Raw genomic sequence first — 13,527 nt, 5'->3', positions numbered from 1 at the left:
TGTCTGCGTCTCGCTCATCGCCCGCGCCCTTCAGCCCTTGGCCACGGCGCGCAGCCGGTCGATCACGTCGGCCCGCAGTTCGGCCGGCTCCAGGGCCACCACGTCGGGCCCGAACTCGACCAGCAGGGCGTCGAGGCCGTGGCCGTACGGGATCTCGACCTCGTCCCAGCCGCCGTCGAGCGGGCGGACGGCGGTGGCGCGGGCGCGCAGCGGGTAGCCGCAGCCGGCCCGGAGCCGGATCAGCGCGGAGCGCTCGGCGCTCTCCCCCGCCCAGCGGGCCACCGTCTCGCGGACGCGGACGACGTCGGGGACCTCGGCGGTGAACGCTCCGGCGCGGGTGCGGACCTTGCCGGTGATGCGGGAGAGGCGGAACACCCGCTCGGCGCCGCGGTCGCGGTCCCAGCCGGCCAGGTACCAGTGGCCGCGCCAGCACTCGAGCGCCCAGGGCTCGACCTGGCGGGGCTCGGGGGCGGCGGCGGTGGCTTTGCGGTAGTCGAAGACGACCGGACGGCGGTCGCGGCAGGCCAGCATCAGCGGCTCGAAGGCGGCCTCGTGGACGGGGATGCGCGGTTCGAGGGCGCCGTGGGCGGCGTACGGGTCGACGTCCTCGGGCAGTCCGGCGGCGCGCAGCTTCTGCAGGGCGCCGCTGGCCGCTCCGGCGAGCCGGGCCTGCTGCCAGACGCTGGCGGCGAGGCCGAGCGCGGCGGCCTCCTCGGCGTCCAGCGTGATCGGCGGCAGCTGGTTGGAGTCGTGGCGGGCGAGGTAGCCGACCTCGCCGTCGAGGTTCTCGACGGTCTCGATGACCAGTCCGAGCTCCCGCAGGTCGTCCTTGTCCCGCTCGAACATCCGGTTGAACGACTCGTCGGTGGTGGCCTCCATGTAGGCCTCCAGGGACGCGCGCAGTTCACGCTTGCTGAGCGGGCGCCGGGTGCCCAGCAGGCACAGTGCCAGGTTCATCAGCCGCTCTGCCTTGGCAATCGCCATCGACGACCTACGCCCTCTCCCTCGTCACTTCAGACGGACGACCGTACCGCTCCGGGGGGCCGGTGGGGAAATTCCGCGGGCCCGCGGAAGGGCCCGCGGAATCGGCACAGGGTCCGCGCCCTGACGGACGCGGACCCTGAGGAGCCCCCTGTGATCGTTTCCGATCACGCACCGACCGCCCGAGGGCGGTCGCGGATCAGACCGAGACCAGGTCGCAGACGAAGATCAGCGTCTCGCCGGGGCCGATGGCGCGGCCCGCGCCGCGGTCGCCGTACGCCAGGTTCGGCGGGATGATCAGCTGGCGGCGCCCGCCGACCTTCATGCCCTGCACGCCCTTGTCCCAGCCGCTGATGACCTGCCCGATGCCGAGCTGGAAGCGCAGCGGGGTGCCGCGGTTCCAGGACGAGTCGAACTCCTCGCCGGAGGAGAAGGACACGCCGACGTAGTGGACGGAGACGACGTCGCCCGCCTTGGCCTCCTCGCCGTCGCCCTCCCAGATGTCCTTGATCTCGAGGTCCGCCGGCGGCTCGCCGCCCGGGAAGTCGACCTCGGGCTTCTCGATGCTCACGAATCTGTCTCCTGCTGATGGACGAAAAGATGCAACCGGATCAGTCTCCCATCCCGGGCGTCACATCTTCGCCAGCAGGTCCACGGTGAAGACGAGCGTCGAGTCCTTCTTGATGGGGCTGCCCTGCGGCGGGTTGTCGCCGTAGCCGAGGTCCGGCGGGATGACGATCAGGACGCGGCTGCCGACCTTCTTGCCGGCCAGGCCCTGCGCCCAGCCGGGCACGACCTGCTGCAGCGAGAACGAGGTCAGCTCGCCGCGGCTGTAGGTGGAGTCGAACTCCTTGCCGTCGGCCCACAGCACGCCCTTGTACTGGACGAGGACGGTGCTGTCCTGGGCCACCTCGGGGCCGTCGCCCTCGAGGACGTACTCGGAGACCAGCTTCTTCGGCGGGTCGCTCTTGGGGACCTCGACCGAGGGGGCCTTGCCGTCGGTGTTGGTGCCCACCTTCGGCAGCGCGGCGTCGGAGGAGGCCACCTTCTTGCCGTCGGCGGAGCTGCGGGAGTTGAAGGTGTTCTCGATGTCCACCACGAACACCAGGGTGTCGTCGCCCTTGATGCCGGCCTGCTCGTTGCCCTGCTCCCCGTAGCCCCAGGTGGGCGGGACGGCCATCATGACGCGGCTGCCGGTCTTCTTGCCGGCCAGCCCGTAACGCCAGCCGTCGATGATGCCGCCCTGCGCGAGCTGGATGAGGATCGGCGTCTTGCGGTCGTAGGAGTTGTCGAAGACCTTGGCGTCGTCCCAGGTCTGGCCGAGGTACTGCGCCTGGATGAAGTCCTTCTCGGCGACCGTGCGGCCGTTGCCGGCGATCAGCGTGCGCACGGCGAGGTCCTTCGACGGTTCCCCGTTGCCCTTGGCCACCGTCGGCTTCTCCCCGAAGGCCGTGCCGCTGGTGATCTTCGGGAGCGGACCGTCGACGATCTTCGGCGACGGCGCCGGGGTGGGGGACTGCGGGGACGGCTTGCCGGACGGGTCCGCCTCCTTGTCCGACGAGTCGGATCCACAGGCGGAGAGGGTGGCCAGTCCCGCGGGAACGGCCAGGAGGAGTGAGCGTCGGCGCACGATGGGGGCCTCTATCGATCGATCTTCGAGTTGGCTTCGCGCGTCACTCTACGGCGTTCGGGCCCCACGGCCCCCGAACGAGCACGCGGGGGCCGCGGATCGGATCCGCGGCCCCCGCGTGCGGTGCGGCCTCGCTCGCCGGTGCGGCCGAAGGCCGGTGCTCACATGCCGGCGATCAGCTTCTCCACCCGGTCGTCGACCGAGCGGAACGGGTCCTTGCACAGGACCGTGCGCTGGGCCTGGTCGTTGAGCTTGAGGTGGACCCAGTCCACCGTGAAGTCGCGGCGCTGTTCCTGGGCCCGCTTGATGAAGTCCCCGCGCAGCCGGGCCCGCGTGGTCTGCGGCGGCACCGACTTGCCCTCGAAGATCTTGACGTCGTTGCAGATCCGCTTGGCCTGGCCGTTGCGCTCCAGCAGGTAGTAGAGGCCGCGGCGGCGGTGGATGTCGTGGTAGGCGAGGTCTATCTGGGCGACCCGCGGGTTCGACATGGTCATGTTGTGCTTGGCGCGGTAGCGCTCCAGCAGCTTGTACTTGATCACCCAGTCGATCTCGGTGGCGACCCGGTCCAGGTCCTCCTCCTCGATCGCGTCCAGGGTGCGGCCCCACAGCTCCAGGACCTGCTCGACGACGCCGGTGCGGATGCCCCGCCGGTCGACGAACTCGCAGGCCTTCTCGTAGTACTCGCGCTGCACCTCGAGGGCCGAGGCCTCCCGGCCGCTGGCCAGGCGCACCTTGCGGCGGCCGGTGAGGTCGTGACTGACCTCGCGGATGGCCCGGATCGGGTTCTCCAGGGTGAGGTCGCGCATGACCGTGCCGGCCTCGATCATGCGCAGCACCAGGTCGGTGGCCCCGACCTTGAGCAGCATGGTCGTCTCCGACATGTTGGAGTCGCCGACGATCACGTGGAGCCGGCGGTAGCGCTCGGCGTCCGCGTGCGGCTCGTCCCGGGTGTTGATGATGGGCCTCGATCGGGTGGTCGCCGAGGAGACGCCCTCCCAGATGTGCTCGGCGCGCTGGCTGACGCAGTACACCGCGCCGCGCGGGGTCTGGAGGACCTTGCCCGCGCCGCAGAGCAGCTGCCGGGTGACCAGGAACGGGATGAGGATGTCCGCCAGCCGGGAGAACTCGCCGTGCCGGGCCACCAGATAGTTCTCGTGGCAGCCGTACGAGTTGCCGGCCGAATCGGTGTTGTTCTTGAAGAGATAGACGTCGCCCGCGATTCCCTCCTCGTGCAGGCGGCGTTCCGCGTCGACGAGAAGTCCTTCGAGAATGCGCTCGCCGGCCTTGTCGTGGGTGACGAGCTCCGTCACGTTGTCGCATTCGGGTGTTGCGTATTCCGGATGCGAACCCACGTCGAGATAGAGGCGGGCGCCGTTTCGCAGAAACACGTTGCTGCTGCGGCCCCATGACACGACACGCCGGAAGAGGTACCGCGCCACCTCGTCAGGCGACAGACGGCGCTGTCCCCTGAACGTGCACGTGACGCCGTACTCGTTCTCCAGCCCGAAAATGCGGCGGTCCATGTCTGAACATTACGCCCGATCACCCGAGCTGAAACGGGGTTCGACGGTCCGATTCGGATCATTTTCCGATCCGGCGGCGACTCTCCCGAGATTTCGCGGCCTGGCGAGGACGCCGCGGGAGGCGAGCAGGACCACCAGCGACACCGTTCCGGCGACGGCCGGGACGGCGAAACCGGCACGGGTGCCCAGACTCTCCAGGACCGGCCCGGCCACGCCGGTGCCGACCGAGGAACCGACGGTGAAGGTGGTGACCAGCCAGGAGAACGCCTCGGTGACCGTGCCGCGCGGGGCGTGCCGGTCCACCAGGACGAAGGCGCAGGCGATGGTGGGCGCCAGGAACACGCCGGCCAGTGCGGCCAGCAGGGTCATCGGTGTGGGGCCGGGCATGGCGATCAGCGGGAGGTAGCCGAGGGCGAGGGCGGCCACCAGGCCCTTCAGGCGGCGCTCGGGGGCGCCCGCCCACTCGCGGGCGCCGTAGAGCCCGCCGCCGACCAGCGCGCCGAAGCCGAGGGCGGCGAGCAGGACGGCGTACACGGCGTCGCCGTCGGGTCCGGTGCGGTCGGCGTAGGCGGCCGCGGCGACGGTGATGGAGCCCAGGGCGATGCCGACGAAGAACAGCGCGCCCAGCAGGACCAGCAGCCCGCCCGAGCGCAGGGCGCCCAGCCAGTGCGCCTCACGAGGCGCGGACCGCCAGGCCCGGGAGGGCGGCGAGAGGACCACGGACAGGGCGCCGAGCACGCCGATCGCGTTCAGCGCCAGCAGCGCGGCCATCGGCGACCACACGGCCACGAAGAGGGAGACCAGCAGGGGGCCGACGGTGAACATCACCTCCTGGGCCACCGCGTCCATGGCGTAGGCGGTGTGGATCTGGTCGTCGCGGCGCAGCACGGAGGGCCACAGCGCGCGCAGCCCGCCCTCGAGCGGCGGAGTGAACAGGCCCGCGCCGACCGTGGCCAGGTAGGCGACGGGCAGCGGGTCGAGGCCGGTGACGGCGAAGACGGCCATCGACGCGGCGGCCAGCACGGCGGCGGGCAGCTGCACCCGCGGCTGGCCGTGCAGGTCGACCAGGCGGCCGAGCACCGGCTGGCCGACCGCGTTGGCGAGGCCGTACACGGCGGCCAGCACGCCGGCCAGGCTGTAGGAGCCGCCCTCGGCCCGGACGAACAGGACGATGGCGATGGCCGAGGTGGCGTTGGGCAGCCGGCCCACCAGCGTTCCTGTCAGCAGACGCGCGGCATGCCGGGCCTTGAGGATCTCCAGGTACCGCGAAAACATGCAGCGCCCTCCGTTTTACGTATAACTTGAATGTCATACGTAGCATGTTCGACGTCCTGTAGTCCAGACCGGAGAAGTGCCGACGATGCCCTCACCAGGCAAGACCCGTCCGACGAGCCGGGACGTGGCCCGAGTCGCCGGCGTCTCGCAGGCCTCCGTCTCCCTCGTCCTGGGCGACAAGTGGCACGGCCGGATCTCCGCGCCCACCGCGGAGCGGGTCCGCGAGGCGGCCCGCACCCTCGGCTACCGGCCCAACCTGGCGGCGCGCAACCTGCGCACCGGCAGCGCCCGGACGGTCCTGCTGGTGGTCCCCTCGCTGACCACGCACTTCTTCGCGGGGGTGCACACCGGCGCCGCCCGGGTGGCCGCCGCGCACGGGTTCTCCATCGTGCTGTACCCGTCCCCGGCCGGCGTGGGCACGGCGCGCGACCCCTTCGCCTCGGCCCCGGCGGCTCTGGACGGCGTGCTGGCCTCCTCCATGGCCGCCCCGGCGCTCACCGTGCTGCGCGGCGACCGGCTGCCGCTGGTGATGCTGGACAGCGAGCCCGACGCCGCCCCGGGCACCGCGACGGTCAACCTGGACATCGCCGACGGCGTCCGCCAGGTGGCCGACCACCTGCTGGGCCTGGGCCACCGGCGCATCCTGCACCTGCGGGCCGACGTGGCGTCCTGGACCTTCGCCCAGCGGGCCCACGCGCTCGAGGAGCGGCTCGCCGCCGTGCCGGGCGCCACGCTGGTGACCGCGGCGTCCTCGATCACCGCCGACCACGGCCGCGCCGCCGTGGAGAGCGCGCTGACCGCCCCCGGGCCCCGGCCGACCGCGGTGGTCTGCGACGACGACATGCTCGCGGTGGGCGCCTACAAGGCGGCCCGCCGGCTGGGACTGCGGGTGCCGCGCGACCTCTCGGTCACCGGGGTGGACGACCAGGTGCTCGCGAAGGCCCTGGAGCCGGAGCTCACCACCGTACGGCTGGACGCGGAGCTGACCGGCGAGCGCGGCATGGAGGCCCTGCTGTCGGTGATCGAGGGCCGCGCCCCGGTGACCCACGACATCCCGGTGGAGCTGGTCGTCCGCGGCTCGACGGCGCCCGCGCCCCGGACATGACCGTGCCGCGCGGTCACGGCGCGCTGCCGTCACCACGCGGCACGGTCACATCCTCCGGCCGGGGTCGCCCGGACCGGGTCACTCCTCGGAGGCGTCCTCCGGGTCCTCGCTCTTCCCGGCGTCCGCCGCCGCGGTGCCGCCCTCGCCGGCGCCGGTGAGCAGCCGCTCCAGGCGCGGTCCGGTGATCCGGCGGAACTTCCTGCGCTGCGGCCGGGTGCGGTCCAGCACGGCCACCTCGAGGCGCTCGGCGGGGATCTCCCGCTCCGAGCCGCTGGTGTCGCGGGAGAGGGCCTGCACGGCCAGCTTGAGCGCCTCGGCGAGGGTCATGCCCTCCCGGTGGCGCTGGTCCAGGTAGGAGCTGATCTGCTCGGCGTTGCCGCCGACCGCGACCGAGCCGTGCTCGTCCACGATCGAGCCGTCGTGCGGCAGCCGGTAGATCTGGTCGCCCTCGGGGGTCTCCCCGACCTCGGCCACCACCAGCTCGACCTCGTAGGGCTTCTCCCCCGCGCTGGAGAAGATGGTGCCCAGCGTCTGCGCGTACACGTTGGCCAGGCCGCGCGCGGTCACGTCGCCCCGGTCGTAGGTGTAGCCGCGCAGGTCCGCGTAGCGCACGCCGCCGATGCGGAGGTTCTCGTACTCGTTGTACTTGCCCGCCGCGGCGAACCCGATCCGGTCGTAGATCTCGCTGAACTTGTGCAGCGCGCGGGACGGGTTCTCACCGACGAAGACGATGCCGTCGGCGTACTGCAGCACGACCAGACTGCGGCCGCGCGCGATGCCCTTGCGGGCGTATTCCGCCCGGTCCGCCATCGCCTGCTGGGGTGAGACATAGAACGGCGTCGACACCGGTTATCCGTCCCTTTCCGTCGATTCCGTCGAAGAGTCTGTAGGGGTCACAGGGCTCGTCCTGATGGTCCGTGGGGCCGCGACGGGCCGTCAGAGCAGCGCGGCACGGGGGCCGTCGGGCTCCTCGAGCCGGCGGTCCAGGACCGAGCGGGCGATCTGCGAGGACTCCTGGTCCGTCAGCCGGCGGAACCCGTCCTCGGTGATCACGGTGACGATCGGGAAGATCCGGCGGGCCATGTCGGGGCCGCCGGTCGCCGAGTCGTCGTCGGCCGCGTCGTACAGGGCCTGGACGACCAGGGTGGTGGCCTGTTCCTCCGTCAGGTCCTCGCGGTAGAGCTTCTTCATCGAGCCGCGCGCGAACAGCGAGCCGGAGCCGGTGGCCGCGAAGCCCGCCTGCTCGTCGGAGCGGCCGCCCGTGACGTCGTAGGAGAAGATCCGGCCCTTGCCGCGGTCGAGGTCGTACCCCGCGAACAGCGGCACCACGGCCAGGCCCTGCATGGCCATGCCGAGGTTGGAACGGATCATCGTCGACAGCCGGTTGGCCTTGCCCTCCAGCGAGAGCTGGGCGCCCTCGACCTTCTCGAAGTGCTCCAGCTCCAGCTGGAACAGCTTCACCATCTCCACGGCGAGACCGGCGGTGCCGGCGATGCCCACCGCGGAGTACTCGTCGGCCGGGAACACCTTCTCGATGTCGCGCTGCGCGATCACGTTGCCCATGGTGGCGCGCCGGTCACCGGCCAGGACGACGCCGCCGGGGAACGTCACGGCCACGATGGTGGTGCCGTGCGGCGCCTCGATCACGCCCTGGGTGGGCGGCAACTGCCGCATCCCGGGCAGCATGTCCGGCTGGTGTCCCGCCAGGAAGTCCATGAAGGAGGAGGATCCCGGAGTCAGGAAGGCGGCCGGCAGTCGCCCGGTGTCACGAGTGTTGGCTTCCACGCAATTCCTTCCGAAGAACACGGCTTCAGAACGCGGCTTCCGCGCCGCGGTCGCCTCACACCTGCGCGGTCGGCAAGCTGAAGCACAGTTGTGTCACGGACCCTACCCGTACGGCGGCGATGATCCACCTCCGAACGGCGAAGCACGGGGGCCACCCAGGAGCAGTCCCCGTGCTTCGGCACTGTGCCTTCGCTTCGAAGGCCTTGCGGCCTTACTGGCCGCCCTTCTGGACGAACGAACGCACGAATTCCTCGGCATTGGACTCGAGCACGTCGTCGATCTCGTCGAGGACGGAGTCGACGTCGTCGCTCAGCGCCTCCTGCCGTTCCTTCAGGTCCTCGCTCGCCTGCGCCTCCTGCGCCTGCTCGTCGACCTCCTCGGTCGATCGCGTGGCCTTCTGCTGTCCGCCGCCGGTGTCCTTGGTCGCCATAACCCTCACCCCGCTCGGTTCGACGTTCTCGATCAGACCCTACAAGCAGGGTCCGACATCGACCCCACAGTTCCCACACACGGAGAAACCATCCCGATGATTCCCCTTCGGGACCCGTCCCACCCCGAAAACGGGGGTGGAAGATCACTCAGTTGTTGCCGCTCAGCACCTTGACCAGGTCCTCCGCCGTCCGGCAGCGGTCCAGGAGCTCCTTGACGTGCGCCCGCGTGCCGCGCAGCGGCTCCAGGGTGGGCACCCGTTGCAGCGAGTCACGGCCCGGCAGGTCGAAGATCACCGAGTCCCAGGAGGCGGCTGCCACGTCGTCCGCGTACTGCTCCAGGCAGCGGCCGCGGAAGTAGGCCCTGGTGTCCTCCGGGGGCTGCGTGACGGCCCTGAGCACGTCCTGCTCGTCGAGCAGCCGTTTCATCCGCCCGCGGGCCGCCAGGCGGTTGTAGAGGCCCTTGTCGGGCCGCACGTCGGCGTACTGCAGGTCGACCAGGTGGAGCCGGGGGGCGTCCCAGTCCAGGGAGTCCCGGCGGCGGTAGCCCTCCATGAGCTCCCGCTTGGCCACCCAGTCCAGCTCGCCGGCCAGGCTCATCGGGTCCCGCTCGAGCCGCCCCAGGACGTCCTCCCAGCGGGTGAGCACGTCCCTGGTCTGGTCGTCGGCGTCGGCCCCGAAGCGCTCCTCGACGTACTTGCGGGCCAGCTCGTAGTACTCCATCTGGAGCTGCACCGCGGTCAGCCTGCGCCCGCTGCGCAGCTCGACCAGCCGCTTGAGCGAGGGGTCGTGCGAGACCTGGTGCAGGGTGCGCACCGGCTGGTCCACGGCCAGGTCGACGGCGATGAAGCCGTCCTCGATCATGGAGAGGACCAGGGAGGTGGTGCCGAGCTTGAGGTAGGTGGAGATCTCGGACAGGTTGGCGTCGCCGATGATCACGTGCAGGCGGCGGTACCTCTCCGCGTCCGCGTGCGGCTCGTCGCGGGTGTTGATGATGGGCCGCTTCAGGGTGGTCTCCAGCCCCACCTCGACCTCGAAGTAGTCCGCCCGCTGGCTCAGCTGGAAGCCGTGCTCGTTGCCGTCCTGGCCGATGCCGACCCGGCCGGCGCCCGCGAAGACCTGGCGGGAGACGAAGAAGGGCGTCAGGTGGCGCACGATGTCCGAGAAGGCGGTCTCCCGCTTCATCAGGTAGTTCTCGTGCGTGCCGTAGGAGGCGCCCTTGTTGTCGGTGTTGTTCTTGTAGAGGTGGATGGGCTGCGCGCCGGGCAGCTGGGCGGCCCGCTCGGCCGCCTCGGCCATGATCCGCTCGCCGGCCTTGTCCCACAGCACGGCGTCCAGCGGGTTGGTGACCTCCGGGGAGCTGTACTCGGGGTGGGCGTGGTCCACGTAGAGCCGGGCGCCGTTGGTCAGGATCACGTTGGCGAGGCCGATGTCCTCGTCGGTGAGCTGGCTGGAGTCGGCGACCTCCCGCGCCAGGTCGAACCCTCGCGCGTCCCGCAGCGGGTTCTCCTCCTCGAAGTCCCAGCGGGCCCGGCGGGCCCGGTGCATCGCCGCCGCGTAGGCGTTGACGATCTGGGACGAGGTGAGCATGGCATTGGCGTTGGGGTGGCCGGGAACGGAGATCCCGTACTCCGTCTCGATCCCCATCACTCGCCGTACGGTCATGCGGCCCTCCTTGCCCGGCGGCGCCCTCGGTCGGGGGCGGCCCTGAAGTACCACCCGTGCTCCGGCGCAGGTCGCGTTCCGGTCGGCCCGCTGCGGCGGAGCGGCGGTACCGGAAAGCCTAGAACGCCACCGCGCCGGCGGGGAGATCATTTGCCTCTTCGCCACGCCCGCCGCGCCCGGCCGGGCGAGTGCCCGGCGGGACGCGGCGGGAGTGAAAGGCGGCCGCGGACGCCCCTACGGGCACCCGCGGCCGCCCCTTTCTCGCTACAGGTACTGACCGGTGTTGGCCACCGTGTCGATGGACCGTCCGGTGTCCGCGCCCTGCTTCCCGGTGATCAGGGTGCGGATGTACACGATCCGCTCGCCCTTCTTGCCGGAGATCCGGGCCCAGTCGTCCGGGTTGGTCGTGTTGGGCAGGTCCTCGTTCTCCTTGAACTCGTCCACGCACGCCTGGAGGAGGTGGGAGACCCGCAGACCCTTCTGGTTCTTGTCCAGGAAGTCCTTGATCGCCATCTTCTTGGCCCGGCCCACGATGTTCTCGATCATGGCGCCGGAGTTGAAGTCCTTGAAGTACAGGACCTCCTTGTCGCCGTTGGCGTAGGTGACCTCCAGGAAGCGGTTCTCCTCGGACTCCGCGTACATGTGCTCCACCGCGGACTGGATCATGGCCTGGACCGTGGCGGACTTGTCGCTGCCGTGCTCGGTCAGGTCGTCCCCGTGCAGCGGCAGGCGCTCGGTGAGGTACTTGCCGAAGATGTCCTTGGCCGCCTCGGCGTCCGGACGCTCGATCTTGATCTTCACGTCGAGCCGGCCGGGACGCAGGATGGCCGGGTCGATCATGTCCTCGCGGTTGGAGGCGCCGATCACGACCACGTTCTGCAGGCCCTCGACGCCGTCGATCTCGGCGAGGAGCTGCGGGACGATGGTGTTCTCCACGTCCGAGCTGACGCCGGAGCCACGGGTGCGGAAGAGGGACTCCATCTCGTCGAAGAAGACGATGACGGGCGTGCCCTCGCTGGCCTTCTCCCGGGCCCGCTGGAAGACCAGGCGGATCTGCCGCTCGGTCTCCCCGACGTACTTGTTGAGCAGCTCGGGGCCCTTGATGTTGAGGAAGAAGCTCTTGCCCGCCGCCTGGCCGGTGACCTCGGCGACCTTCTTGGCCAGCGAGTTCGCCACCGCCTTGGCGATGAGCGTCTTGCCGCATCCGGGCGGGCCGTAGAGCAGGACGCCCTTGGGCGGGCGCAGCTCGTGCTCCTTGAACAGGTCGGGGTAGAGGTAGGGGAGCTCGACCGCGTCCCGGATCGCCTCGATCTGGCCGCCGAGGCCGCCGATCTGGTCGTAGCCGATGTCGGGGACCTCTTCGAGGACCAGCTCCTCGACCTCGCTCTTGGGCACGACCTCGTAGACGTACCCGGAGCGGGGTTCGAGCAGCAGGGCGTCGCCGGCCCGGATGGTGACGTCGAGCAGCGGTTCGGCGAGCCGGACCACCTTCTCCTCGTCGGTGTGCCCGATCACCAGGGCCCGCTCGCCGTCCTCCAGGACCTCCTTGAGGGTGACGATCTCGCCGACGCGCTCGAACTGCATGGCCTCGACCACGTTGAGCGCCTCGTTGAGCATCACCTCCTGGCCGCGCCGGAGCTCTTCGAGGTCGATGCTGGGACTGACGTTCACCCGGAGCTTGCGGCCGCCGGTGAAGATGTCGGCGGTGCCGTCCTCGTTCGCCGCGAGGAACACTCCGAACCCGGCCGGCGGCTGCGCGAGCCGGTCGACCTCCTCCTTGAGGGCCACGATCTGGTCGCGGGCCTCACGGAGCGTGCCGGCCAGCCGCTCGTTCTGCGCGGACACGCCGGCCAGATTGGTCTGCAGCTCGACGATCCGCTCTTCGAGAAGCCTCGTGTGTCGCGGAGAGTCGGCGAGCTTGCGTCGCAGGACGGCGATCTCCTGCTCAAGGTAGGCGATCTGCCCGGCCGGGTCCTCGGACCCTCGACCCGGGCGGATGCCGCGGTTCATGTCGTCGTCGTGGGCTGCCACGGTCCTCACCTCCTCCAAGGGGAGCTGGACGCTTCCAGACCCTACCTGGGCGGGTGTCGATTGAAACCCTAGATCACAAACACCGTCGTAAGGTGTCCGATCTTCACCCTTGCGCTCTCCCTCACTGCCAGGGAGATACCCAAGGAACACGGATCGAAAGCAGTGAACATCAACGGCTGTGACCGGGCGGCGGACAGGCGGGGCTCAGACCTGTTCGGTCGCCTCCGGCGACCCGCGGTGGAACGCGCCGTCGGCCCAGCGCCAGTTGACGTCCTCCTCGACGTCCGGGCAGCAACTGGGCACCTCCGCCGAGGAGTACCCGAGCGCGGTGGCCTCGACCTGTCCGTCCCGCACCGTGAGGGCGGTGACGGTGCGGCGCTCCTTGGGCTCCACGAGCGTGGCGACCAGCCGCGGCTTGCCGGTGTCGGCCGCACGGGTGATGACGTAGACGGCGTCGGGCGGCGTCCCCATCGCGCTGTCGCAGTGCACCGCGGCGACCGTCTCCGGGCTGCCGTCGCCGTCGAGGTCGCCGGTGGCCTTCCGGGCCACCACGGGTTCGACGGTCCCGCCGCACTCGAGCGGGAAGGGCACGGCGTCCGCGTCGGGCGCGGGGCGGGCCGGGGCGGCGGGCGCGGCGGCCACCGCCTTGCCGTCCCGGGGCTGCGCCGCGGTGGCGTGGCCGGGCTGCACCAGGGAGGACAGGGCCATGACGCCGGCCACGGCGGTGGCCGTGGCGAGCCAGTGGATGGGGCGGGGGGAGGCGTGCGCGTGCGCCAGTTCCGGGACGTCGGGATGCTGCACGAGTGGGTGTCTCCCGTGGAGGGACGGTGCCGGTGGGATGGCTTGCATGGTGCCACACGTCACAGCCGCGCGGAACCGCGAGGGCGCCGTGTGCGCAGGTCTTCCACGGGGCGGCCACGCCGCGTCGACGTGCGGCGACGCGCGTCGACGCCGCACGGGGGCGCCGCCAACAGCAGGGCGCACCGGGACCGGCCGGCCGTCTCGAAGCCCTCGAACGCATCCGGAGCTGGCGCATCAGCCTGGTCATCGACCCTGACCCCTCCTGCGCCGCCGCCGAGCTGGCAGCCGGATGGAACACCTCTC

12 protein-coding genes are annotated in these 13,527 nt (G+C 70.9%); 1 reads left to right on the top strand and 11 read right to left on the bottom strand.

Translation table 11 applies throughout. The features are described from left to right. Window positions 1-30 precede the first annotated feature (30 nt). The 5 genes from ACFRAV_RS26505 to ACFRAV_RS26485 form a co-directional block, all read right to left on the bottom strand. Window positions 31-984, bottom strand: coding sequence for a helix-turn-helix transcriptional regulator (locus tag ACFRAV_RS26505; RefSeq protein ID WP_382558831.1), 954 nt, complete (start codon window positions 982-984; stop codon window positions 31-33). 196 nt (window positions 985-1,180) lie between these two features. After that, entirely contained in the window at window positions 1,181-1,552 is a 372-nt protein-coding gene (locus ACFRAV_RS26500; protein WP_382558829.1) for an FKBP-type peptidyl-prolyl cis-trans isomerase, read from the bottom strand. Window positions 1,553-1,612: 60 nt separating this feature from the next. Continuing rightward, the gene (locus ACFRAV_RS26495) at window positions 1,613-2,611 is read right to left on the bottom strand and encodes an FKBP-type peptidyl-prolyl cis-trans isomerase (RefSeq protein ID WP_382558827.1); all 999 of its coding nucleotides are present in this window, start codon (window positions 2,609-2,611) and stop codon (window positions 1,613-1,615) included. Window positions 2,612-2,772: 161 nt separating this feature from the next. Then, window positions 2,773-4,134: a Pup--protein ligase gene (gene pafA, locus ACFRAV_RS26490; protein WP_351112536.1), complete on the bottom strand. Its 1,362-nt coding sequence runs from the start codon at window positions 4,132-4,134 to the stop codon at window positions 2,773-2,775. Window positions 4,135-4,143: 9 nt separating this feature from the next. Further along, window positions 4,144-5,409: an MFS transporter gene (locus ACFRAV_RS26485; RefSeq protein WP_382558824.1), complete on the bottom strand. Its 1,266-nt coding sequence runs from the start codon at window positions 5,407-5,409 to the stop codon at window positions 4,144-4,146. Window positions 5,410-5,494: 85 nt separating this feature from the next. On the opposite strand from ACFRAV_RS26485, the gene ACFRAV_RS26480 reads away from it, so the two are divergent. After that, window positions 5,495-6,514 carry a LacI family DNA-binding transcriptional regulator gene (locus ACFRAV_RS26480; protein WP_382558822.1) on the top strand — a complete coding sequence of 340 codons (1,020 nt, stop codon included), beginning with the start codon at window positions 5,495-5,497 and terminating at the stop codon, window positions 6,512-6,514. Between the two features lie 78 nt (window positions 6,515-6,592). On the opposite strand, the gene prcA is transcribed toward ACFRAV_RS26480, so the two are convergent. From prcA to ACFRAV_RS26450, 6 genes are all read right to left on the bottom strand, one after another. Beyond that, window positions 6,593-7,360: a proteasome subunit alpha gene (prcA, locus tag ACFRAV_RS26475; RefSeq protein ID WP_382558820.1), complete on the bottom strand. Its 768-nt coding sequence runs from the start codon at window positions 7,358-7,360 to the stop codon at window positions 6,593-6,595. Between the two features lie 90 nt (window positions 7,361-7,450). Continuing rightward, entirely contained in the window at window positions 7,451-8,299 is an 849-nt protein-coding gene (prcB, locus tag ACFRAV_RS26470) for a proteasome subunit beta (protein ID WP_382558818.1), read from the bottom strand. A 211-nt stretch (window positions 8,300-8,510) separates the two neighbouring features. Then, the gene (locus tag ACFRAV_RS26465; RefSeq protein WP_382558816.1) at window positions 8,511-8,729 is read right to left on the bottom strand and encodes a ubiquitin-like protein Pup; all 219 of its coding nucleotides are present in this window, start codon (window positions 8,727-8,729) and stop codon (window positions 8,511-8,513) included. A gap of 148 nt (window positions 8,730-8,877) precedes the next feature. After that, window positions 8,878-10,392, bottom strand: a complete 1,515-nt coding sequence (gene dop / locus ACFRAV_RS26460; protein WP_382558814.1) for a depupylase/deamidase Dop — start codon at window positions 10,390-10,392, stop codon at window positions 8,878-8,880. A gap of 264 nt (window positions 10,393-10,656) precedes the next feature. Beyond that, complete coding sequence (gene arc / locus ACFRAV_RS26455; protein WP_382558812.1) at window positions 10,657-12,423, bottom strand: proteasome ATPase; 1,767 nt, start codon at window positions 12,421-12,423, stop codon at window positions 10,657-10,659. 204 nt (window positions 12,424-12,627) lie between these two features. Further along, window positions 12,628-13,224, bottom strand: coding sequence for a hypothetical protein (locus tag ACFRAV_RS26450; RefSeq protein WP_382558810.1), 597 nt, complete (start codon window positions 13,222-13,224; stop codon window positions 12,628-12,630). Window positions 13,225-13,527 lie beyond the last annotated feature (303 nt).

Origin of the sequence: Streptomyces sp. NPDC056600 (assembly GCF_042792855.1) — a bacterium.
In the GTDB taxonomy this organism is placed as follows: Bacteria; Actinomycetota; Actinomycetes; order Streptomycetales; family Streptomycetaceae; genus Streptomyces.
This window is presented reverse-complemented; position numbering and strand designations above follow the sequence as displayed.